At 55.5% G+C, this 25454-nt stretch carries 7 protein-coding genes; 2 read left to right on the top strand and 5 right to left on the bottom strand.

Going from position 1 to position 25454, the window contains the following annotated elements:
* The first annotated feature begins 89 nt into the window (after positions 1-89).
* Positions 90-19847 carry a non-ribosomal peptide synthetase gene (locus C3B51_RS04275; protein WP_130244289.1) on the top strand — a complete coding sequence of 6586 codons (19758 nt, stop codon included), beginning with the start codon at positions 90-92 and terminating at the stop codon, positions 19845-19847.
* 126 nt (positions 19848-19973) lie between these two features.
* Here C3B51_RS04275 and C3B51_RS04280 read toward each other — a convergent pair whose 3' ends face one another.
* Together C3B51_RS04280 and serB are read right to left on the bottom strand one after the other, a co-directional pair.
* Positions 19974-20312 (bottom strand): CC0125/CC1285 family lipoprotein, encoded by a 339-nt coding sequence (locus C3B51_RS04280; RefSeq protein WP_130244290.1) that lies wholly within the window; start codon positions 20310-20312, stop codon positions 19974-19976.
* A gap of 31 nt (positions 20313-20343) precedes the next feature.
* A complete protein-coding gene (gene serB, locus C3B51_RS04285; protein ID WP_130244291.1) occupies positions 20344-21366 on the bottom strand; it encodes a phosphoserine phosphatase SerB in 1023 nt (340 codons plus the stop codon).
* A gap of 120 nt (positions 21367-21486) precedes the next feature.
* Between serB and C3B51_RS04290 the strand changes: the two genes are divergently transcribed.
* On the top strand, positions 21487-22107 hold the full coding sequence (locus C3B51_RS04290; RefSeq protein ID WP_130244292.1) for an AhpA/YtjB family protein: 621 nt from the start codon (positions 21487-21489) through the stop codon (positions 22105-22107).
* On the opposite strand, the gene C3B51_RS04295 is transcribed toward C3B51_RS04290, so the two are convergent.
* The 3 genes from C3B51_RS04295 to argS all read right to left on the bottom strand — a co-directional run bounded on the left by C3B51_RS04295 (position 22074) and on the right by argS (position 25326).
* Positions 22074-22838 (bottom strand): TatD family hydrolase, encoded by a 765-nt coding sequence (locus tag C3B51_RS04295; RefSeq protein ID WP_130244293.1) that lies wholly within the window; start codon positions 22836-22838, stop codon positions 22074-22076. The genes C3B51_RS04290 and C3B51_RS04295 overlap by 34 nt on opposite strands.
* A gap of 11 nt (positions 22839-22849) precedes the next feature.
* A complete protein-coding gene (gene pdxH, locus C3B51_RS04300) occupies positions 22850-23488 on the bottom strand; it encodes a pyridoxamine 5'-phosphate oxidase (RefSeq protein ID WP_130244294.1) in 639 nt (212 codons plus the stop codon).
* Positions 23489-23583: 95 nt separating this feature from the next.
* Entirely contained in the window at positions 23584-25326 is a 1743-nt protein-coding gene (gene argS / locus C3B51_RS04305) for an arginine--tRNA ligase (protein WP_130244295.1), read from the bottom strand.
* Positions 25327-25454 lie beyond the last annotated feature (128 nt).

Here is a 25454-nt window from a genome sequence, read left to right on the forward strand (position 1 = left end):
TTGATGTGGCTGCCCGATTGAGAAAGACCCGCGCGACGCATAGACAACAGCGTCCGCGCAGCCCGACTAGACGTTTATCGAGACAGATCATGACAAGCAAACACAACCCGCAGACTCCCTCTTTGCCAGACAAGACACCGGATATTGCCATCGTCGGCCTGTCTCTGCGTTTTCCGGGCGCCGATAACAAACATCAGTTTTGGCACAACCTCAGTCAAAAAATCAGCAGCATCAGCGAAGTGCCCGTTGAGCGCTGGGACTGGAAAAAACACTACGACCCAAAGCCCGATAAACAGGCGCAAAAGTCCATCAGCAAATGGGGTGGCTTTATTGGCGATATCGCCGGGTTTGATGCCGGCTTTTTTGCCATCTCCCCCAAAGAGGCGCAGAGCATGGATCCCCAGCAGCGCCTGAGCATGGAGCTGGCCTGGGCCTGCTTTGAAGATGCGGGGCTCGCACCATCGCAGTTTAAAAATACCGCCACCGGCGTCTATCTGGGGTGCAGTAATACCGACTATCAGGAGTTTTCGACCGGTAATATCGACCCGCACTTTCTGACCGGCATGTCGACTGGGGTGTTTGCTAACCGCATCTCGCACTATTTTAATTTTCAGGGGCCCAGTGAAACCGTCGATACCGCCTGCTCTTCGTCTCTGGTGGCTATTCACAAGGCCATGAATGACTTTCGCTCAGGCGAGATCAGCGCCGCGCTGGTTGGTGGCGTTAACCTGCTGATCACCAAAAACCGCTATGTCAGCTTTAGTAAGCTGGGCGTACTCTCGCCGCAGGGGCGCTGTAAAACCCTGGATGCCGAAGCCGATGGCTATGTCCGTGGCGAAGGCGTTGGCATGGTGTTGTTGCTGCCGGTAGAGACCGCCAAAGCGCTGAATGCCACCATTTATGGCATCATCAAGGGCAGCGCTGTGGGGCACTCAGGTAAAACCAATACCCTGACCTCACCGAGCCCGTTTTCGCAGTCGCGGGTGATCCAGCAAGCCATCGACAATGCGCAGGTAGGCTCTGATCAGATTGGCTTTGTCGAATTACATGGCACCGGCACCGTGCTTGGCGACCCACTGGAGATCCAGGGCCTGAAACGCGCGTTTCGTGCCAGTAAACAGCAAACGCCCGATGCGCCTTGCTATCTCAGTACCGTGAAAACCAATATCGGCCATTTAGAGTCGGCCGCCGGTATTGCCGGGGTGATCAAAACCTTGCTGGCCTTTGAGCATGAGCAGGTGCCGCCGCTGCAAAACTTCGAGACGCTGAATCCGAAAATTTCTCTGGTGAAATCGCCGTTTAAATTAGCCACCGAATGTGTGCCCTGGGCGGGCGAGCAGCGTCTTGCCGGGATATCCTCCTTCGGCTTTGCCGGGGTAAACGCCCATGTGATCTTAGAATCACCACAACACCTCAACCCAGAGCGCCCAGCGTTAGACACCGCCCTGCCTATACTGCTGTCGGCGAGAACCCGGACCGCGCTCACGCAGCGTGCCGCAGATTTGCTTGCTTACCTTGAGTCGGATAACCCGATTGAGCTACGGGATTTAAGTTATACGCTCACGGTGGGCCGGGAGTCGATGAAACACCGGATGGGGTTTGCGGCAAACTCGCTGGCCTCTGTCAAAGCACAACTGAGCAAGTTTGTCTCTGGTGAGGCTGGCGACTGGCACTATAGTAAAGTTGCCGCCACTGCAGAGCAGAGCGAGACCACTCACGAAACACTCGCTGCGCGCATAACCGGCTGGGTACAGGGCGATATCATCGACTGGCAAACCTGCTATGGCGAGCTCTGCCCACAACGTATTAGCTTGCCTGCCTATCCGTTTGAACATAAACCTTACTGGCTCGATATAGATGACGAAGCGCAGCCCTCATACCTGCACCCGCTGCTGCATCGCAGTATACCGGCTCTGGATGAGCTGATCTTTGCCAGTGACTTTACAGGCAATGAGTACTTTTTACGTGACCATCAGGTACAGGGCCTGGCTATGCTGCCCGGCGTCTGTACACTTGAAATGGTCCATGCCGCCATGACCTTGTCGGGCCAGCTAGAGGATAGTCAGTCACTGCGCCTGAGTCAGGTGAACTGGCGCAGACCGGTGGCCGTCGACGCGCAGAGCGGCCCGGTTTATTTGTCGCTAAAACAAACCGGTGATCGGGTAACATTTGAGTTATACCGTGAAGCACACGATACGCGCCAGGTGTATGCCAGCGGTCAGGCCGAGGTCACAGAGCACAGCGTCACAACGCGCGCCATCGAAGCACTGTCTGACGCCCGCACAGTCGTAGCCACTGAGTTATATCAGCAATTTAGCGCCGCAGGTGTTGACTACGGCCCGGCTTTTCAGCGCATCACTACATTATCTGTGGCAGACCAACAGGCACAGGGCGAACTCAACCCGGTTATTGCCCCCGACTTTGCCTTTGCCCCCGAACTACTCGACAGCGCCCTGCATACCCTGCTGGGTTTTACACAAGATGCCCGCCCGGGATTGCCCTTTGCACTGGAACAGGCTGAATTACTCACGCCGCTGCCATCGGGTAAAACACTGATAGCCTGTGCGACCCAAACCACCCATGCTGATGCCAGCAGCCAGAAATTTGATGTCGATATCTGCGATGAACAGGGTGTAGTGTATGTGCGTCTGCGTGGATTTTCGACCCGCTCAATGGCGCACGATACCGATGAGACTCAGCTGTTTACGGTACTACCTGGCTGGCAGCACCTGACAACACTGCCACCTGCTGAAACGACTCAATACCGCTTTGATTATCAGGGGCCCGCGTCGCTCAAACCAGCCTGGTGTGCAGACTCGGCAGAGCCTGCTGATCACCTGTTGTGGGTCGCCAAAGACGAGTACGCAGATCCACTTAGGCTATTTACTCACCTAAAAACCTTACTAGAACAAGGTAAAGGCACAAAGCCGCTGGCCATCACTTTGCTCACCTTCCAGACCCAGCAAGTGCATGACGAAGCGGTTGAGGCACACGGCGCCGGGCTGATTGGATTGCTGCAAAGCGTGGCTCAGGAAACCCCGCGCTGGCACGTGCGCATTGTCGACTTGAGTGCTGAATGCAAAGAAGAGACAAGCCACTGGCAACAGGCGACTCGCTTGCCAGCGGGCTTTTATGCTCATCGCAGCGACATTTGGCATACCTTCAGCGCCTGCGAGCACACCTTCCTGGACTCAGGAGAGTCAGCCTATCGCCAGGATGGCGTCTACCTGGTGCTGGGCGGCGCAGGCGGCCTAGGTCAGGTCTGGAGTGAATGGATGATCCGCCAGTATCAGGCACAAGTTGTCTGGGTTGGCCGCCGTGCGCTGAATGAAGACATTGAGCAGGCCATCAGCCGATTGAGCGAATTGGGCCCTGCACCGCAGTATATTCAGGCCGATGCCTGCGATGAGGCAGCCATGCGTGCCGTAATGCACACCATTGAGCAAGACTATGGGCAGCTCCATGGCGTGGTACATTCTGTGTTACATCTGGAAGATCAGAGCCTGGCCAACATGGACGATGCTCAGTTTCTGAGAGCTTACCAAGCTAAGCAGGTCAGCGGCGAAACCTTACTGAGTGTGTGTAAAGACCAGTCGCTCGACTTCGTCCTGCTGTTCTCTTCAATGCAGTCTTTCTCGCCTGCCCCAGGCCAGAGTAACTATGCTGCGGGCTGTCAGTATCTGGACAGTCTGGCCCGCTCCGCCAGTACTGAACTGCCTATCAAAGTGGTTAACTGGGGTTACTGGGGCGACGTTGGCCGGGTCAGTGACCCGTATTATCAGCGTAAAATGCGCCAGGCCGGGATTGGCTCTGTCGACGCGCAATCAGGCATGGCGGCGCTGGCAAAGTTCATGTCCTCTTCGCTGACTCAGGTGGGCGTGGTGAAAATGACACCAGAGCGGGCACAGGTGGCGCTGGTGCGCAGCAGCTATTCATCAGAGTGCAGCTATAACGTATTTCAGTCTGAGCAAGCTGCTCCTGCGCTGGCACTCGATAGCCAACCTGCTGACACCGAGATCTTTTATGCGTTGTGCCATGCACTTATCAGTGCAGGCTGGCAGCATCCGGCTGAGCGCACCGAGGCGCTATCAGCCTTGCCAGATTACTTTGAATTATGGTGGCAGGAAACCGCCCGCTACCTGAGCGAGGCGGGATTACTGCAAGACGACGAGCTGACTCTGCCCGAGCCACCAGCCAATCTGACCGTACTGGAACAGGACGACTATGCGCTGCTCAACGCGGCGCTGGCGGCACTGCCCGAAATTTTATCCGGCCAGCGTAAAGCCACTGATGTGCTGTTTCCCGGCGGCTCACTGGCGCTGGTTGAATCTGTATATCGGGATAACCCGGTGGCCATGCACGCCAATCAGGCGCTGGTTACTCAGCTTACCGACTATCTGGCAAGTTTAGATGCGCAGCCCATTAAGATCCTGGAAGTTGGCGCAGGCACAGGTGGCACCACGCGTACTGTACTGCCCGAATTGCGCGATTTTAATGTCACTGAATACGCTTACACCGACTTGTCGCAGGCCTTTTTCAGCCATGCCAAAGCACAGTTTCAGCCAGACTACCCCTTTGTGCAGACTGCCTATTTTGACGTCAGCAAGCCACTTGCGGAGCAGCATATTGACTTAGCCAGCTATGACGTGGTGATTGCCACCAATGTGCTGCACGCCACCGCAGACATGCTGAGCACACTGAACAACGCCAAGGCCTGCCTGAAGCGCGGTGGTCTGTTATTAATCAACGAAGTGACTCAGCCGTCGCTGTTTACTCAGCTGACCTTCGGCCTGCTCGAAGGCTGGTGGCTGAGCAAAGACACCACGCTGCGCCTGCCAGGCTCACCTTTATTGTCGCAGCAGCGCTGGCAACAGTTACTGAGCAGCAATGGCTTCGCGCTGACAACGTCTGCCACAGACGCTCAATCACCACAGCAAGTGCTGTGCGCGCAAAGCAATGGCCGTTTGGTGCAACAACGCGCAAAACCGACTCAAAAAACAACACCAATTTCAAACCACAATACAGCCATGCAACAACCCGAACGGACACAGACCGACTCGCAGCTTGCAACAGACAGTGCAACCCTGAGCAATTTCGTCGCCCAAACCCTCGCGGGGATCGCCAGCCAGGCGCTGAGCATGACGGCGGATGAATTAGACCCGGATGACTCGTTTGCCGATTACGGCGTGGATTCGATCCTGGCCATTCAGATCCTCGATGAGATCAACGCTCGCTTTACCCTGAGCCTGCCGCCCACTTTGTTATTCGATTTTCCGTCCATCGCGACGCTGAGCGCGCACATAGTGGCTGAGCACCGCGATAAGGCAATGGCTCTCATGCACAAAGCGCAGCCAGCGATGGCGACTACACAACAGGCTGCGCCAAAGTCGATTCAACCCGCTACAGATGAAGTAAAACCGGCTCACAAAGCCAGCCATAACAACGCAGACAAAATTGCCATTGTGGGCATGAGTGGTCAGTTTGGTGATGCCAGCAATGTCGACGAGTTCTGGGAGATGCTGAGCAACAAGCGTACCTCGGTGCGTGCGCAGCAACGCTGGGATTTAAGCGACTTATCATCCGAGGCACAAAACTGGTGTCGCTACGCCAGCTTGCTGGATGACATTGCCAGCTTTGACGCGCCGTTTTTCTCCATCACACCACAAGAAGCGGAGGTGATGGATCCGCAGCAGCGACTGTTTTTGCAAGAAGCCTACCGGGCGCTTGAAGACGCTAACATGATCACCCGCGCTGCCGGCAGCAATACCGGCGTTTATCTGGGCTGCGCGCAGGGCGATTATGCCTCGCTGGCCCCCCAGGATGCTCCGGCGCAGTTGTTCTGGGGCAATGCTGGCTCGGTGATCCCGGCACGGGTTTCTTATTACCTGAACCTCAAGGGGCCGGCGCTGGCCATAGACACTGCCTGCTCGTCGTCATTGGTGGCCATGCACAGTGCCTGTCAGGCGCTGAAAAATGGCGAAATAGACGCAGCACTGGCCGGGGGCGTTGCCACCTTATGCACGCCGCAGTTCTCGCAACATGCCGGTAAGGCAGGCATGCTCAGTGCCGATGGCACCTGCTATACCTTTGACGACAGAGCCAATGGTTTTGTGCCCGGCGAAGGTGTCGGTGTGGTGGTGTTAAAACGCCTGAGTGATGCCGAGCGTGATGGCGATCATATTCTCGGGGTTATTTTAGCCTCAGCCACCAATCAGGACGGCACCACCAGCGGGATCACGGCGCCCAGTTCAGTCTCTCAGCAACAGTTACATAGCCGCATTTATGAGCAGTTTGATATTGCCCCGGACTCACTGAGTCTGATTGAAGCCCATGGCACCGGGACCAAGCTCGGAGACCCCATTGAATTTCAGGCCCTGACCCGGGCATTTCGTGCGGAAACCCAGCGCAGCCAGTTCTGTGCTCTGGGATCGGTCAAAACCAATATCGGCCACTGCCTGACCGCCGCAGGCGTCGCCGGTGTGATCAAAACCGTGCTGGCCATGCAGCACAAAATCATTCCGGCTTCGCTGCATTATCAGCAGGGCAACAGCCATATCGACTGGCAGGATACGCCGTTTTATGTCGCCCAGGAAACGCAACCCTGGAGCGTGCCGGATGGCCAGCCACGGCGCGCCGGTGTCAGTTCGTTTGGTTTCAGTGGCACCAATGCACACCTGATCCTCGAAGAATATCAGCCGACAAAAACCACAGCGCAAGCAGGCAGCGCTAAGCCGGTGATCATCGCTCTGTCAGCCAAATCCCCGGAGGTGCTGCGCGACAAAGCCCGTAAACTAGCGGACTGGCTCGCTCAAGCTCAACTGGATGACAGCGCACTGGAAGCGCTGGCGTATACGCTGCAAAGCGCGCGCGAAGCCATGGACTGTCGGATGGCCTTTGTTGCCGACAACCTGGCCCAGGTGCACACCCAGCTGAATGACTTTGCTCACCAACAAGCTGGCACCTATAAACAGGGCAACAGTAAACAAGGCAAAGCCATTCTGGCGGCGCTGGACAAAGACGATTTTAACCGCTGGACGCAAGCCGGTGAGCTCAGCAAACTACTCGCCTTATGGGTAGTCGGCGCCGAACTCGACTGGTCTGCATTTTACCCGGCTAAGCCAACCTTACTGCGCCTGCCGACCTATCCGTTTGCCAGCACTCCATATTGGCTTAGCGGGGCACCTAAACTCACCCAGGTAAACCCGCAACCAGCCCCGACTGCCATCACAGAAGACTCACTGCTGCACCTCATCCCGCAGTGGCAACCGCTGAATGTGGCTTCACAGGCAAGCTGGTCTGGCAAACGTCAGGTCATTACTCTGGCACCACACAACAAAATACCAGATGCCATTGTGCTGCAAGATACATCGGGTGACACAGCACAGCGTATTGAGGCGCTGACCATCGCCCTGACTGCACACATTAAACAACTTGCCAGCACCACTGAGCCTTTGCTTATCCAACTACTCGTACCAGCAAACGAACCGCTGCTAATGGCGCTGGCAGGGGTGCTGAAAACCGCCGCACTGGAACACCACCTGCTGAGTGTCCAGCTAATACAAAGCGATACACCTGCACAATCTGCGGCGCACCTTGTTCAGGCAAGCCAGTATACCCAGCACACAATGCTGCGTTTTACTCAGGGTCAGTGCGAGATACAAACGCTGACGCCACAACACAGCGATGTGCCCGCTTTGATGCCGTGGAAAGAAAATGGCCTGTATCTGATCACCGGCGGTCTTGGCCAGCTGGGTCAGTGCTTTGCTAAAGAGATCCTGACTCAAACCCGCCACGCTCAGGTGATTATCACAGGTCGTCGCACCGCACCTGAGTCGCTCGGGATGCCAGGAGATACATGCCGAATTCATTATTACCAAACCGATATCAGCACTCAAACCCTGTGTGCTGAGCTGCTTAACCGCATTGGTGCGCAGCACGGTACCCTGACCGGGATTTTGCACAGCGCCGGTGTGATTGAAGATCAACTGATTGCAAGCAAAACTCCGCAGGCAGTCCAGCGCGTGCTGGCGCCCAAAGTCTGTGGAGTGATGGCACTGGATGAGGCCTGCAAAGCAGTGCCGCTGGACTTCTTTATCTGTTTTTCATCTATCGCTGCGTGCTTTGGTAACCCGGGTCAGGCCGATTATGCCACCGCTAATGCTTTCCTGGATGCCTATATGAGCAAGCGCCAGCAATGGGGTGAGCAGGGTCAGCGCCATGGCCTGAGCCTGTCGGTAAACTGGCCGCTATGGGCACAAGGCGGCATGCAAATGGACGCCGTTAAGCAAAGTTTGCTGCGCTCGCAGGGCCTTGCTGCTATGCCTGATAACACAGGTTTGAAAGCCTTTTATCAGCTGTTTGCCAAGCCGCATACACAGCAGTGCTTTTTATACGGTAACCCGGACAAACTCACACGCTGGACAAATCCAACAGCCAAGGCTGACACCCAGATACCGGCATCACATAACACGGCCACGCTGAGTGATAGCGCATTAATGAACCACCTTAAAGCCGTGGTGGCGCAAGTCAGTAAACTGCCTGTAGAAGAGCTCGACAGCGACCTCGACTTCCGGGATATGGGCTTTGATTCCATTATGCTGATGTCCGTCGTACAGCAGCTTGAGGCCGATCCTCAGCTTGGCCTGGACGCCCTGCCACCAGCATTGTTATTTGAGGTGAATACCCTCAACCAGTTGCATGCTTACCTTGTTAAACAGCAACCCAATATCGCCACGGTGCAGGTAAAAAAAGCGGAACCGCTCAGCCAACAAACGCCACTAGGGCAACTACCACTATCAAAAGCCCAGCAGGGTCTGTGGCTGCTGCACAAGCAAAACCCGACGCTGAGCAGCTACAACATCCCGCTGGTATTCGAGCTTGCCAACCTGGATGTCGCCCGTATGCAACAAGCGCTGGACAGTCTTTGTCAGCGCCACCCGGTGCTGCGCCTGCGTATTCACGAAAAGGATGGCCGACCTACGCAACAGATCCACCCGGACACAATCTGGATTGAGCAAACGTCTCTGGCACCGACCTCTAAGGCAGCCCTGACTGATGCAATACAACAGACCATTGCGGTGCCTTTTGATCTGTCAGGTCCATTGCTACGCGCAAGCGCCTGGCAAGTGGCGTCGGGCGCTCAGTCACGCCATGTGATGGTGATAGTGCTGCACCATCTGATCATTGATGGGGTCTCCGCCACCCAGCTGCTGTCTCAGCTATGGCAGGCCTATCATGAAGGCGCACCAACGGCAGCGCCCGACCTGGGCTTTTTCGACTACCTTGACTGGGAGCAGCAGCTGCTGGCCAGCCCAAGTACAGACACGCTGAAACACTTCTGGCAACAATCTCTGAACCCTGTGCAGACACCGCTGGCCCTGCCCGGAAAACGCACAGCGCAAGTAAGCCCGGACGAGCCAAACAGTGCGCGCGTGACGCTCAACTTGCCAGCCAGCACGCAGCAGCAACTCGAGCAGTTTTTAGCCCGTCACAAGCTTAGCACCTCAGTGTTTTTCTTAACCGTGTTTCAGGCGTTACTGAGCCGTCTCACTGGTCGCAATGAGCTGATACTGGGTACGCCTGTGATGCAACGACCCAAAGCCAGTATGGCGCAGTCGCTGGGCCTGTTTGTCAATCAATTGCCACTGCCACTGACCCGCAATGGCAGCACAAATTTTGTCAGCCAGGCACGGGCGAATCAGACACAACTGGACGCCGTGATCAGTCACAGCGCCCTGCCTTTGTCTGAGCTGCTCAGCGCCGTCAATGCGCCGCGTATACCGGGTGTTCACCCGCTGTTTCAGATAGGCTATGCCTGTCATAACTTTATTCAGGCCGACTGGGTAGAGGACAATCAGGCACTGCTGGGCGCACTGTGGCAGGAATTCCAGCAAGATGCCGAGCTGGACCTGAGCCTGGAGGTTACCCCGCTGGGTGGCAGCTATCAGCTGGCCTTTAAATTTGCGACCCGCGCTTATGAGCGCCATACCGTGCAAACCCTGGCAGATAATTATGTGCAACTACTGGAAGATGTGCTGCTTGGCGGTGACTTACCACCCGGTGGTCAGCCACAGACACCGAATGTAAAACCCGCCACTTTGGTTGACAGCTTCACCTTACAGGGCGCGCAGCACCCAACCCAGACGGCGGTCTCGTTTGCCGGTGCCACGCTGAGTTATCAGGCACTGGAGCAGCAGGCCAACCAGCTGGCCCATACCTTAATTGCCAAAGGCGCGCGGCCCGACAGCCGGGTTGCTTTGCTGTTGCGCCCGAGTGTGGAGATGATAGTTGCGATGCTGGCAGTGCTGAAAACCGGCAGTGCCTACGTGCCGGTCGACCCCAGCTCACCAGAGGACAGAGCCCGCTTTATTCTGGCCGATGCCGATCCGGCGCTGGTACTGATGAGCGACGATCTAACACTGCCTGTCACGCACAGCCAGGCATATCGCCTCAGTGACTGCCTGCAAAGCAGCACTATGGCCCCCGTCACAGCTCCGGGGATAACTCTGGCACCGCAGGCGCTGGCCTATATCATCTATACCTCGGGCTCGACGGGTCAGCCCAAAGGCGTGCTGGTTGAGCATAGCAATATTACCGCTTTACTGAACAACACCCAGCCTGGATTTGGGTTTAATGCCCAGGATACCTGGTGTCTGTTCCACTCGTTTGCGTTTGATTTTTCGGTCTGGGAGATCTGGGGCGCACTGGCCCATGGCGGCAAACTGGTGATCGTGGATGATGCCTGCAAAAAAGACAGTGCTGCATTCGCACGCTTTATTCACGATAATCAAATAAGCATTTTAAATCAGACGCCATCGGCGTTTTATCCGTTGATGACGCATTTGCTGGCACAACCGGCGCTGACACGCTCTCTGCGCACCGTGATCTTTGGCGGTGAAGCGCTGGAACTGAGTAAACTCATGCACTGGTTTGAGGCAGCACAGCCGCTACCCAAGCTGGTCAACATGTATGGCATCACAGAGACCACAGTACACGTCACCGAGATGGAAATTACCCGCGAGCTGGTCGAACAGAACCCGGGCAAGAGCATTATAGGAAAGCCGCTGCCCGGCTATCGCCTGTACTTACTGGATGAGCAACAACGCCCTGTCGCGGCGGGTCAGCCCGGCGAGTTGTATGTCGGAGGCTGCGGCGTCAGTCGGGGTTATCATCAAAGAGCAGTGCTGACCGCAGAGCGCTTTATCCCTAATCCGCTTGCCGGGCAAAGCAAGGAGCGCCTCTATCGTACTGGCGATCTGGCGCGCCTTAATGCGCAGGGTCAGTATGAATATCTGGGCCGCTGCGACGATCAGGTTCAGATCCGTGGACACCGCATAGAGCTTGGCGAAGTACAACACGCCCTGCTGAGCAACCCGGCCATTGAGGATGCCTGCGTGCTGGCTGCCAGCAAACGTCATGGTGACGTACTGGTGGCCTACCTGGTCGCCCAAATGCCGCTATCCGATGAAGCCATTCGTGCCGAGTTGTTAAAGCTTGTGCCCGAGTATATGGTGCCGGCGTATTTTGTCTCAGTACCCACGCTGCCGCTGACCAACAATGGCAAAGTGGATAAACAGGCGCTGCTCAGCCAGCTGCCGTTTAACTCACACACCGCGCAGGCCGGGCTCTCAACTTTGGAAGCAAACCTCAGCGCAGCCGTACCAGAGCGAAACCTACAGGCCGAGGTCTCGGCCGTCTGGTGTGATGTGCTGGACGTGAGTCAGGTTGCGCCGGATGCGCCCTTTTTCACGGTTGGGGGCGACTCCCTGCTGGCCAATGTACTGGCCACCAAACTGAGCGCTAAGTTTAATATCGACCTGCCGCTGACGGAGGTGTTTCAGTACAGTACCATTAACGCCCAGTGCGATTATTTATCGACCAAAGTCACCAGCCCGATTGCAGCGCCTGTACAAACGCCAGAGCCGGTGCGCCCTGCAAAGCAGACAACCACTGATCAGGCCATCGCTATGATAGGCTTGTCTTGTCATTACCCGGACTCCCCCGACGCGCAGACATTCTGGCAAAACCTCATTGAAGGAAAAAACCTGGTTCGCCACAGCCACAGAGCCGAGTCAGACGCGTCTATGATCTGGCTCGATACCTGGGTAGAGGGCCAGGATGCTTTCGATCCCGGCTTTTTTAATCTCTCGGAAAAGCAAGCCCGTACCATGAGCTATGCACAGCGCCAGCTGTTACTGCATGCCTGGAAAGCGGTGGAAGACGCCGGTTATCGCTGTGACCAAATGCCCAATACCGGCGTGTATATTTCCGCCTCTGGTGGCGACCTGACCGATCTTAACCTGTATGACAAGTTCAGCAACGGGGAGTTTGTCCTCAATGCCGAGGACTATGTTGCATCAACGCTGAATCAGCCCGGCACACTGGCAACCAGCATTTCCTATCATCTGGGTCTGACCGGCCCAAGCCTGTTTGTGCACTCCAATTGCTCCTCGTCCCTGAGCGCACTGGCACTGGCCTGCTCGGCACTTAAAGCCGGTGACATTGACTATGCCATTGTTGGCGCAGCCTGTTTATTCCCGCAGCGCAGCACAGGATACAAGATAGAAAAAGGCCTCAACTTTGCCCCCGATGCGCGCTGCAAAGTTTTTGATGCCCAAGCCGATGGCATGATAGGCGGCAATGGCGTCTCTGTGGTGGTACTCAAACGGGCCGATGAGGCAACCCAGGATAGCGATCACATTTACAGCCTGATTAAGGCGGTAAAGGTGAACAACGATGGCAACAACAAGGCCGGTTTCTTTGCCCCGGGCACGGAAGGCCAGATGCAGGTGATCACCCAGGCACTGCAAAGCGCCGACGTCTCACCGGCGAGCATCAGTTATGTCGAAGCCCATGGCACCGGCACCGCGCTGGGCGACCCCATTGAATTTGCGGCACTGCAACAGGTTTATCAGCCGCATAGCGAAGCAAAACAATATTGTGGACTGGGTGCCGTGAAATCGAACCTGGGCCATACAGACACCCTGGCAGGGCTCACCGGGTTGGTGAAAACCAGCTTGTCGCTGCACCACAAACTGCTGCCCGGTACCTTGCACTACAGTGAGCCGAATCCACACCTGGACCTGGCTAACTCGCCGTTTTATGTCGTCGACAGCACGCGCTTGTGGGAAACCCCTTTGTTACCAAGACGAGCCGCGGTCAGCTCATTTGGAATTGGCGGCACTAATGCCCATGCCATTTTGGAAGAAGCGCCGGTGGCGCAAACACAGAATGCATTGAGCAGCCAGCCTTCCATCGTGGTGCTGTCGGCAGCCACACCAGCAGTGTTGCAGCGTCAGGTGAGCGAGCTGTTGAACTGGCTTGAGCGTACCCTGTGCGACGATGCACTGAGAGTCAGCCTGGCCTACACCCTGCAAACCGGTCGCAAAGTGATGGCGCATCGCGCAGGCTTTGTGGTGTCTTCTCTGAACGAGCTTAAAACCCAGTTGACTGGTTATCTGGCAAGGAGTGAGCAAGCACCTTTGAATCCAGTTCCCACTGGCACACCGGCCAGCTGGCTGGCACAGGGCGACTATCAGGCTATTCTGAGCCACTGGATGGACAGCGGCTTTGAGGACTGGGGCTTCCTTTATCAGGGAGAGCAGGTAGGCAAACTGAGCCTGCCGACTTATCCTTTTGATCTAAAGCCGTACACGCTCGGCCTGAGTCAGACTCAATCAGAAGAGCTGGTCACGTGCACGCTGAGTGTGCCAAAGTGGCGCACCCAGCCTGTGGTGACAAACAATGAGACAGTTGCGCCCGACAGTACATCGTCACACTGTGTGGTGCTGTGCGACCTGCCGGAGTTGGAAGTCGCCGGTGCCATCACCCAGGTGCTTAGCTCAAGCCATTACGCACCTGAGCAGCAAGTCAGTGACTATGGGACTCAGCTGCTCGACATCATACAGTCTCTCGCGAAAACCAGACAGCCGACCCTGTTACAGCTGGTGATAGGCAACACTCAGGCCGAGCCACAGGCTAACCTCAACAGTTGCCTGCACGGCCTGCTGAAAACCGCCAGCATTGAACACCCTATGCTGCGCACACAGCTGTTGCTGGTAGACCCGACGCTGAGTTCAGATACGCTGCACACTCTGCTGAGAGATAACCGCAATGCGCCCGACTCCGTCATTGCTTATCAGGGCACAAGCCGCACAGTACTGGACTACCAGCCAGTGAACGATGTGAACCCGGTCAGTGCGTGGCAGCCCGATGGCGTGTATCTGGTCACCGGCGGGCTCGGGGGGATTGGTCGTCACTTTATTGCCGAACTGGCCGCTTTGCCGTTTGCCACCACAGTGGTTGTTACAGGTCGACGAGCCGCTGATGACGTTCAGGTGCAGTCGCAGCTGCGCAACCTTAAGCAGGGTCAGGTGCAACTGGTTTATCGTCAGCTCGACGTGGCTCAAAAGATGAACACCTTGCTGCTGGTGCGCGACATAGTACGCGAATTTGGCGCGCTCCATGGCGTGATCCACGCCGCCGGCATAGTGCAGGATACCTTGCTGTGCAACAAAACCCCGACCTCCTTTGCGCAAGTGCTGGCGCCCAAGGTCACGGGCGTGGTGGCGCTGGATGAGGCCACAGCGGATCTGCCGCTGCGCTTCTTCGCCTGTTTTGCCGGGCTCAGTGGCGTACAGGGCGGTGCCTCTCAGGGTGACTATGCCATGGCCAATGCGTTTCTCGACAGCTATATGCAGCAGCGTCATGCCCAGGTTGCCAGCGGTAAGCGCCATGGCCTGAGCGCCAGCATCGACTGGCCTTTCTGGCAAGACGGCGGTATGCAGCGCAATGCCCAGTTTGCCCATACAGATGCGGCCATGCCCACCAACAGTGGCATAGACGCTTTTTACCGGGCACTGCAACAACCTCAGACGCTGGTGCAATATACCCCGGCCGACCCAAGCCATGAGCAAGTCAGTGACACCGCTACAACAGCAGCCCAGTTTAGCAGTGAAGCCGCACTGGACGCTGCGCTGACAGAGCAGCTGAGCACTATGGTGGCGGCTTTACTTGGCGTGCAACCGGATACACTGGACGGAGATACCGATCTGGGCGAGTTTGGCGCAGACTCCATCGCCTTTATTACCTTTATCAATCAGCTCAACAGCCGCTATCAGCTTGAGCTCTCGCCCAGCGTGCTGTTTATGCACTCGACCCTGAACAGCCTCAGAGCCCATATTATCGCAGAGTATGGCGAGGTGCTTATCGCCACGACTAACGAGACACAAACAAGCTCAACGGACACAGCAGCAGAGCAAGCCCCGGTGAATGCCTCAAATGATGAAGCGATTGCCATTATTGGGATCAGCGCCGCCTTCCCTGAGGCGAGCAACCTAGACGAATTCTGGCACAACCTGAGCACAGGCAAAGACTGTGTGACGCGCCACAGCTGGCCACAGCCGGCCAATCGCGAGCTCAGCTGGCCCGACGAAATTAACTGGATGGGCCGCCTGCGACGCGACACCGAGTTCGATCCCTTATTCTTCAATATAGCCCCGGCAGAGTGCGAGCGCATTCAGTTGCAGGAAAGTCTGCTGATGATGCATGTCTGGCAGTGTATTGAGAATGCCGGATACGATCCAAAATCGCTGGCAGGCACCAGCACCGGGTTGTTTATTGGCTGTCAGTCCGGGTATCACGAAGGACTGATCACCTCCCCGGCATTTGCGCCAAACCGCATGAGCTACTTCCTCGACCTGCACGGCCCGAGCGAAGGAGTAGATACCACCTGCTCATCATCACTGGTGGCCGTGCACAAGGCCATGGCAGCCATTCGTATGGGTGAGTGTGAGCAGGCCATTGTCGGCGGCGTCAATATCATAGACTCTCCCACCGCCTCTGTGGCCATGCAGGAGATAGGTGCGCTGTCCCCGGATGGACGATGCAAAACCTTTGCTGCCGATGCCGATGGCATAGTGCGGGGCGAAGGCATTGGCATGATCATGCTGAAAAAGCGCTCGGCAGCCGAGCGCGATATGGATGCCATTTATGCCACCTTGCTGGGGTCGGCGGTTAACCATGGCGGAAAATCACAGGGCTTTACCGTACCCAACGCCCGGGCACAAACTCAGCTACTGGATAAAGCCTGGCGCAACGCCAACATAAACCCGGCCACACTCAGCTACATCGAGTGCCATGGCACCGGTACCACGCTTGGCGATCCGGTTGAGCTGGATGCACTCAAAGCAGCATTTAATTCGCATCAGTGGCCAGCCCACTGTGCGCTGGGTTCAGTGAAAAGCAACATAGGTCATACCGAAATTGCCGCCGGTATTGCCGGGCTTATCAAGGTTGTGCTGCAACTTAAGCATCAGACCCTGGTGCCGTCGCTTCATGTGCAAGCACTTAACCCCTATCTGGCGCTCGAGGATACGCCGCTGGCGGTGCAAACCCAGGCGCAGCCCTGGGAGCACGGCGATACACCACGGCGGGCAGCGGTCAGTGCCTTTGGGATCAGTGGCGTGAATGCCCATGTGGTGCTCGAAGAGTATCAGCCGAACATCACTGAGCAACACTCAGCTTTGCCAGACGCCCCGGCGATGGTGGTGCTCTCCGCCACCAGCAAAGCAGCACTGGCACAAAAAGTCACTGAGCTTGCCAACCACATCGCGACGTTGCCAGACACGCCGCAAATACTGGCGCAGCTGGCCGCGACCCTAGCGCTGGGCCGCACGGCACAGGCATACAGACTCGGCTGGGCAGTGTCCTCACTGGACGAGCTGCGCACCGCCCTGAGCGAAGCCATGCCAGAACAAACCCAAAAAGTGAGCCATAACACCAGCGAGCAGCTAACAGCAGAGCAGTTACTGACACTGCATCAAACCCAGGAATATGCCGCCATAGTGCGCCTGTGGCAATCCGGCAAAGTCGTGAGCTGGCAGCCGCTTTACCCAACTTCTTTGCCAAAACTGCACCTGCCTGGTACGTCTTTTATCAGCAAAAGCGCGGTTGAGGCTGAACAAACAAGTCCCTGGCTGCTGCTCGACAACCAATTTCACCCGGCTGCACTGACTCTGCCTGAGGACTGGCAGACGTCACTGACTACACAGCTGGCACACAGGCATATTTTGCTGGTGTCAGACACGCAGGCCGAGTTTGAAGCCCTCAGTAAGCCGCTGCAAGCAAGTGGCTGTAAGGTGACTTCGCTGTGCTTTGAGCAACTGGACAACTCAGCGCTGGATCCTGAAGATCTGCCGGATACCATTTTTGTGCAGGGCTGTGGTTCATTGCTTGAGCCGCAGCAACAAATAAAACCCCTGTTCGAGCTGATGCAGCTAACCGCCCGTCACGACAATCACGCGATGCAGCTGTTTTATGCCACTCAGACCGACTCGCAGACAGAAACCCGGGACGACCTGAGTGCCCTGCTGCGTTGCTACAACCTGCGCAATCCGCAGCACAGCTGGACCTTAGTCGAGCAGCTCGATGAGGCTGCTTGTCTGGGCGAATTGATGCTGCAGGAGTTCGCCTGTACCTTACTGAACACAACCGAGCATCAGCCGAATCAGGTGCAATACCGCGATGGTGCGCGCTTTGCGTTGCAACTAACACAACTGCCGGACGCAAGCGACACAACTCAGCCTGAGTATGAAATACGTCACGGCGGTACTTACCTAATCGCAGGGGCACTGGGCGAACTGGGCATGGCATTGAGCCAGCGCTTACTGGAAGGTTTTGACGCAACCCTCATCTTACTCGGTAGACGCGATAAGCAAGCCGTACAGCCACAACTGACCCAACTCAGAGGTAAAGGCACAGTGCATTACCTGGCATGTGATATTGCCGACGCCCAACAGCTGGCAACACTTAGCGACTTACTGAGCGACAAGTCATTGCAGCTCAACGGCGTGTTCCACCTTGGCACCACCTATACGGAAGAAGAAAACAACTGGGCCGACTTTGCCCGCTCAATGCAGGTCAAAGTACAAGGCACGCAGCAGCTGGACTCCCTGCTTGGCGGCTGTGAGCTGGACTTTTTTGTGCTGTTCTCTTCCATGGCCGTGTTTGGCAGCCTGAATCACCTGTCGTATTCGTACGCCAATGGCTTTCAGAACGCCTTTGCCCGGGCCCGAAACCAGCTAGTGGCTAAGCAGCAGCGTCATGGTCAGACTCTGGCAATTAACTGGGGTTACTGGCACTCAGACGATCCGCTAAAAGGCATTGAAAACAGCTTTGCCGAGAAAAAGGGCTATCAGCTGATCCAGATGTCGAATGCCTTTGCACAACTGCCCAAGCTGCTCAGCACCAAGCGCAGCACCCTGGCGGCCATTTGCACCACAGAGCCGGAGCGCATCATGCATAACACAGCGGCACTGTTACAGCGCAAGCGCCTGACGCATACGTGTCTTGAGCAAGTATCGGAAGAGACGCCTGATGCGCCTCAGGATATCGCAGGCACTGTGGTGAGCATTGTTGGCCAGGTGCTGGGAATAGCCCCCGATGAGCTGGACCTGAATTGCGATCTGTATGATTACGGCTTTGACTCCATCTCATTGCTGAAAACCTTCCAGCAGCTCAAGGCCCGGCTCAATATAGATATCCAGGCCGATGCCTTTAAGAACATGAATACCATTCAGGCACTGATCGACGAAATCGACAAGGCCCATGGCGAGGTTCAGCATGAGGACGATGCATCATTACCTGAGTTTATTGTCGATGCGGGCATTGACTTGCCGACACTGCCCGATGAAATCACGCATGCCTATGAGGGCGACGTCCGTCATGTGCTGCTCACCGGAGCAACCGGCTTTTTAGGCAGTCACCTGCTGGCTGAGCTGCAGACCACCACCAAGGCAAAAATATACTGCCTGGTACGCGCCGACAGTGCAGAGCAAGCCCTCACTCGCATTGCCGATAATGCCAAACAGTATGCGCTGACTTTGGATCTGGAGCGGATCGTGCCTGTCCCGGGAGATATGGAGCAATCCCGGTTAGGCGTATCCGATGAGGACTGGGCACTGCTGTGCCGGGACATCCAACATGTGGTCCATACAGCGTCGTATGTGAATCATATCCAGCCCTACTTTGCCTTTAAGAAATCGGTAGCGGGTACCAATGCCCTGCTAACACTGTGCTGCACGGACACACTGAAGATGATCCACTTTGTCTCCAGCACCACCGCCAGCACCCAGATCAAGGATTCCCACTTCTCGGTTAACCCGCGTGAATCCTTCATTCCAACAGACGAAGCGGCCTTGCTGTGCAGCGGGTATGGTCAGTCGAAATGGGTGCAGGAAGAAAACATTCGCCAGGCATCACTCATAGGTGTGCCCTACACGGTTTATCGTTTTTCGGAAATCTCGGGGTCATCTAAAACCGGCATTGGCAACACGGATGATGTCTTCCACCGCATCCTGAAAATGATGCTCAGCATTGAGGTGCGCCCGACTGAGAGCCCCTACATGCTGGATATTATTCCGGTTGACCGCGCAGCTACCTGTATCGTTGCAGGCATGAGTGACCCACAAAAGCGCAATCAGGTCTATCATGTGGCTAACCCAACGCCACTGAGCATTGCGGCCTTTTATGACTTTGCCGCTGAGCGGGGCCTGCGCTTTACACATACGGATAAAACCGAGTTTATTAGTGCTTGTGAAGCCTACGCGGCCCAGCGTGAAGGCAAAGATCAGGTCATTATGCAGGGTTTATTGTCATCACGCCCCGGCTACGACGAGTACCTGTTTGAAGCCTATTTTATGCCGATGGACCCGTATGATAAGGACAACTTTATTGCACTGGCGGAGCGCTATGACATCACGCTGGGTGACTGGGAGCGTTTGTTTGATACTTACTTTACCCAGTGGCTGGAAGACAGACACTATCGGGAGATCTGGCAGGAGAGTTAAGTAAGTTCTGTGCGGGCTGCTAGCCCGCACTTTAACCACCCCATTGTGACAAAAGTAAAATCAAGTCGCGTTCAAGCTACAATATTTTTCCTATCAGCAGGAGTGAGGAAACTAGATGCCCTTTCGTTACTCGCGACATTTAATTTTACCTATCTGAATGGGTACAGTAACATCATGCGCGGAACTGAGTGAAGAAGAATGCTCACCGCTAATACTCAACTCATTCGAATGTGTGCTGAGCTCAATCACCTCGTAACCTGATACACATAACTCAGCAGCTCGCCTGTGCCAGTATTTATTAACCTGCTCTGGGGTACTATGGCCATTACCGTGAAAAGCCACACGATGCACACCTCCACCGAGATCCCAGTCATCATAACCACCACCCACACCATTTTTTTTGTATGGTGTAGCACACCCAATCATGAGTAAAACCGCGGCAAACGGCACAAATCCGATCTTCATCGGTACGGCCCCCTAAATAAGTAAAATCGAGTTAAGACTCGCTACATGGTACAGCCACTAAGTATAGCAGCTGAATCAAAGACCCTTGGGTAATGGCGGCATCCGCCTGCTCGACTACCTTAGGTTTGCCATGCACAGCCACGCCTAAGCCCGCAGCGGCCATCATGATTAAATCGTTGGCACCATCACCCATGGCCACGGTTTGATTGGCCGAAATATCAAACTGCTCAGCCAAAGCGTTGAGCACTTCGGCTTTTTTATTGCCATCAACCACTTCTCCCAGCACTTTACCGGTGAGCTTGTTATCGGCAATTTCCAGTGTATTGGCAAACACAGCATCCAGCTGCAACGGCGCTTTGAGCGCGTCAGCAAACCAGGTGAACCCCCCGGAGGCAATCGCCAGACGCCAGTGGTGGGCCTTCAGTACCTCACACAGCTGGGCAACGCCCTCCATTAATGGCAGATTGTCTTTGAGCTGCTGAATAAGCGGCAACTCGACGCCGGACAGCTTAGCAACACGCTGATAAAGACTGTCGTTAAACGCCAACTGCCCGGCCATCGCCTGTGCGGTGACGGCAGCAACCTCGTCATACACCCCGGCCAGTCTGGCAATTTCATCAATGCACTCAATTTTGATTGCCGTGGAGTCCATGTCCATCACCAGTAAACCGGGCTTGCGTATGCTGGGCGGCTGGCTGATGGCGGCGCCTTGCAGAGCACACTGCGCCGCTAACGCGCGAACCGGCGCACGCACATCGCGTGTCGACTGGGTAGACAAAACCAGTCCGGGTGTCATGTCAGCCGTGGGCTGGTACAGTGCCAGTTGGGTGACTTCGATATCTGCCTCGCGGCACAACTTCAGGATCTCCAGCACCGTGGCACCGCTGAGCTCAGCACCGAAGAAACACAGATACTGGACCGTTTGCGATGCAGGACTGGCGCACGGCGTTAGTTGATCGTCGTTTTCAATCTGGTACCAGTTTGCTAAGGTAAGAAACTGCCCGGCGGGCTCAGTACAGGCACGCAACTGGATTGACGCGAATGACTTTGACATGGATACTCCTGATTAGGGTCATACCCGGCTCATTGAGCCTAAGTGTGAATGCTTGCTTGGTAACGGTATGGGCCCTTTGTAACATCTTAATCATGGCATGTCAGCAGGCAAACAAGATCTATGAAAAATACACAAGCCCTTGAAACCCTTTCTTCTTCACGCAGCCGCCGATTACTGCGCCTGCTGGTCGCGGCCATGTGCTTTTTAACTATTACCTGGCTGGCCTTTAACACCAGCTTTCGCTCTCATCAGCTGTTGCACACCAATGCCGACCACACAGGTCGCAGCCTGACTAAACAGCTGGCGCTTAACGCAGCTCTGCCATTAAGCCGCATGGATACCCCCCAGCTCAGAGCCTTGAGCAATCACCTTGCCAGTGACGAATTTGTGCTGTCGGTCAGGCTTTATAATCATCAGGGTCAGTTTATTATCGGCAACGATGGCCAGAATACCCCACCCGAGATAGCTGACTTGCCCCGCCATTTGGCCGGGCTAACGCAGTCAAAACAACCCATTGTCGAGCCCATTTATGATTCAGAGCAGCAGCCCATTGGCTTTGTCAGTGTCGAGTACTTAACCGAAGCGGCCATGGCGCAAAGCCACCGCCATTTTCATGAGCTGGGCCGGGTGGTACTGCTGATGCTGGGCATTGCCTGTATTTTTACCTGGCAGATAGGGCGTGCACTAAAGCGCTGGGAAGTAAAACGTCAGATCCGAAATAGCGTTACCGATGAGGAATAAAGCGCATCAGAGATAACTTGAGGTGACTCGTCGCGAATGGCACACAAATGCTCAAACACCTCCACCACCCGTTTAGGTAGATTTGACTGGCCCTGATAACCCGCTAGCGGCATGGAAGGCGCATCGGTTTCCAACACGAGCGAGTCCAACGGCACTTGAGCCAGCGTAGTGCGGGTTTTCGCCGCTCGCGGATAGCTGATAGTCCCCCCTACACCGAGTTTAAATCCCAGTTTCAGATACGTGCTGGCATCTTGCAGTGACCCGGAAAAGGCATGAATAACGCCGCCGTTTTGAGGGGGCAGCTGTTTAAACGCCGCCGCCAGCAGATGATGGCTTTTACGGTGATGCACAATCAGCGGTAACCCAAGTGCATTGGCCAGCGCAATATGCTCAATAAACAATTGCTGCTGCGCGGGGATATCGTCCACCATGGCATCAATTCCACATTCACCTATGGCCACCAGCTCTGAACTATGCTGGTGTGCGAACTCGGCCAGTTGCGCCATATCACCCGCTTTATGCTGCGCCATAAAATACGGGTGAAGCCCAAAGGCGATTTTGACGCCTGGGTACTGCTGTGCAAAAGCAGGCAAAGTACGACACTGCGCCAAGGTCACGCCCGGCACCACACAGCGCTCAACGCCCAGCGCCTGCGCATCAGCCAGATGCTGTGGCAAGCGCTCTCTGAGTTCATCAAAGTCCAGGTGGCAGTGGGTATCAATAAAGCGCATCAGGCACGGCACTAAGGATTCAGACGCTCAACCTGCCACTGTCCGCTTGGGTCTTTACGATACATAAAGCGGTCGTGCAGACGGTGCTCTCCCCCTTGCCAGAACTCAATCTGGTGCGGCTTGACACAGTAGCCCCCCCAGAAATCCGGCAGCGGAATGTCGCCTTTGGAAAACTTGGCTTTCATGCTGTTAAAGGTTTGCATCAGGGCCTGACGTGAAGACACCGGACGCGACTGTTGTGATGCCCAGGCGGCCAGCTGGCTCTCCTTGGGACGAGACAGAAAGTACTTCGCCACTGCGGTGGTTGGCAACGGCTCGGCCTCACCGTACACAATGACCTGACGCTCCAGATTGTGCCAGGGAAAGTGCAATGAAATTTTGTTATTGCCTTTGAGTTCCTGTGCCTTACGCGACCCGGTGTTGGTGAAAAACACAAAGCCGTTATCGTCCACCTGCTTGAGCAACACAATCCGCTGCGACGGCTGGCCGTGTTCATCTACCGTGGCCACGACCATGGCGGTCGGATCGCTGAGGTTGGCGTCCACCGCCTGTTGCAGCCAGTGTTCAAACTGCACAATCGGGTTGTCATCCAGCTTCTCGCGGGAGAGGCCGTCTTTGGTATATTCGCGACGAATATCATCAAGTTTCATGGTGGTCATTCCTTATATAACACAAAAGGCCGCAATATTGCGGCCTTAGTCTAGCATGTAATGGACTGAGTGAGCTGCATGATCTCACCCGGCACTTACATCTGCTCCATCACCTCAATGCCCAGCAGCTCCAGACCGGTGTGCAGTGTTCTGGCAACCAGATTACACAACAACAGTCGGCTTTCGCGTACCTCGGCAGCCACATCGTCTTTGAGGATTGGACAGGCTTCGTAGAAGGTCATGTACAGACTCGCCAGCTCGTACAGATAACCACACAATACGTGCGGTGTTGCTTCGCCGATCATCAGGTCTAACACTTCTTCCAGTTGCAGAAGCTTGAGCGCCAGCGCCTTTTCCTGCGGCTCAACAATGCTGATGCTGCCACTGAGTGCGGCACTGTCTACGCCGGCTTTACGGAAGATACTGCGCACACGGGTGTAAGCATATTGCAAATAAGGGGCCGTAGCGCCTTCAAAGCTCAGCATGGTATCCCAGTTGAAGATGTAATCACTGGTACGGTGCTTCGACAAATCGGCGTATTTCACCGCGCCAATACCCACTTTACGGGCGATTTCGGCACGGGCTTCTTCGCTCAACTCAGACGCGCGGTCGGCCAGTTTTTCACTGGCACGGCTGACGGCTTCATCAAGTAGCTCTGCCAGCTTCACCGTACCGCCGGTACGGGTCTTGAATGGTTTGCCATCGCTGCCCATCATAGTGCCGAACGGACAGAACTCATAGCTGGTTTCGTCGCGCAGCAGACCCGCTTTGCGGGCAGTCAGCTCAACCTGATTAAAGTGCAGACTCTGACGCGCATCAACGAAGATCAGGATACGCTCGGCACCCAGCTCATTGGAACGATAGTCACAGGCCGCCAGATCCGTTGTGGCATACAAGAAGCCGCCGCCGGATTTTTGCACGATAAACACCGACGGCTCGCCGTCTTTGTTCGCCAGCTCATCCAGGAACACCACCTGTGCGCCCTGATCTTCAACCGCAATGTTTTTCTCTTTTAGCAGCTCGATAATACCGGCCAGACGATCGTTGTAGGCACTTTCGGCCATAATGTCATCGCGAGTCAGCGTCACATTGAGCTTTTTGTACACTTCTTCAGAGTGCTTCACTGAGGTATCGATAAACAGCTGCCACAACTTCTGACAGTGCGCATCGCCGCCTTGCAGCTTAACCACGTAGTCACGTGCTTTGTCTGAGAAACCTTCTTCGTCGTCAAAACGCTTCTTGGCATCACGGTAGAAAGTTTCTAAATCAGCCAGGGCCACATTTTCCAGGTCAATGCCTTGTGCCAGCATATCTTCGAGATGGGCGATCAGCATACCGAACTGAGTACCCCAGTCTCCCACGTGGTTCTGACGCGTCACTTTGTCACCACGGAACTCAAGGGCGCGTACCACCGCATCACCAATGATGGTTGAGCGCAGGTGACCTACGTGCATTTCTTTGGCCAGGTTTGGCGATGAGAAGTCCACCACCACATTTTGTGCCTGAGCGTGCTCAGCCACGCCCAGCTTGGCATCCTGATTAGCCGCTTCCAGGCTGGTTGCCAGGAACTCAGGCTTCAGGTGGATGTTGATAAAACCCGGGCCGGCGATTTCGGTTTTTGCAGCCAGGTCGCTGACATCCAGATTGTCGATGATCTTCTGTGCCAGCTCACGCGGGTTGGTTTTCAGTGCTTTCGCGGCGCCCATTGCGCCATTGATCTGATAGTCACCAAACTGTGCGCGGGTGCTTTGCGTCACCGCCGGGTTGGTGCCTTCAGGGATCCCTGCCGCGGCCATCGCAGACAGAGCTTTTTCAATCAGAATACTTTTAATGTTCATTGTGTTTCCTTTGGGTCAGTGCCTGCGTGTGCACTGAGCAAACATCATCGGCGCCCTGAGGCGCCGGCATAAAACGCGGCTAGTTCAGTTAAGCGAACGGGCAGGCCGGACGTACCAGCTTAAAATAA

The organism is Pseudoalteromonas rubra, from assembly GCF_004212645.1.
Classification (GTDB): domain Bacteria; phylum Pseudomonadota; class Gammaproteobacteria; order Enterobacterales; family Alteromonadaceae; genus Pseudoalteromonas; species Pseudoalteromonas rubra_G.

Bases quoted from the DNA above. Each gene is read 5' to 3' on its own strand.
- C3B51_RS04275 (WP_130244289.1), top strand. From the start codon at position 90: ATGACAAGCAAACACAACCCGCAGACTCCCTCTTTGCCAGACAAGACA.
- C3B51_RS04280 (WP_130244290.1), bottom strand. From the start codon at position 20,312: ATGAAGATCGGATTTGTGCCGTTTGCCGCGGTTTTACTCATGATTGGG.
- serB (WP_130244291.1), bottom strand. From the start codon at position 21,366: ATGTCAAAGTCATTCGCGTCAATCCAGTTGCGTGCCTGTACTGAGCCC.
- C3B51_RS04290 (WP_130244292.1), top strand. From the start codon at position 21,487: ATGAAAAATACACAAGCCCTTGAAACCCTTTCTTCTTCACGCAGCCGC.
- C3B51_RS04295 (WP_130244293.1), bottom strand. From the start codon at position 22,838: ATGCGCTTTATTGATACCCACTGCCACCTGGACTTTGATGAACTCAGA.
- pdxH (WP_130244294.1), bottom strand. From the start codon at position 23,488: ATGAAACTTGATGATATTCGTCGCGAATATACCAAAGACGGCCTCTCC.
- argS (WP_130244295.1), bottom strand. From the start codon at position 25,326: ATGAACATTAAAAGTATTCTGATTGAAAAAGCTCTGTCTGCGATGGCC.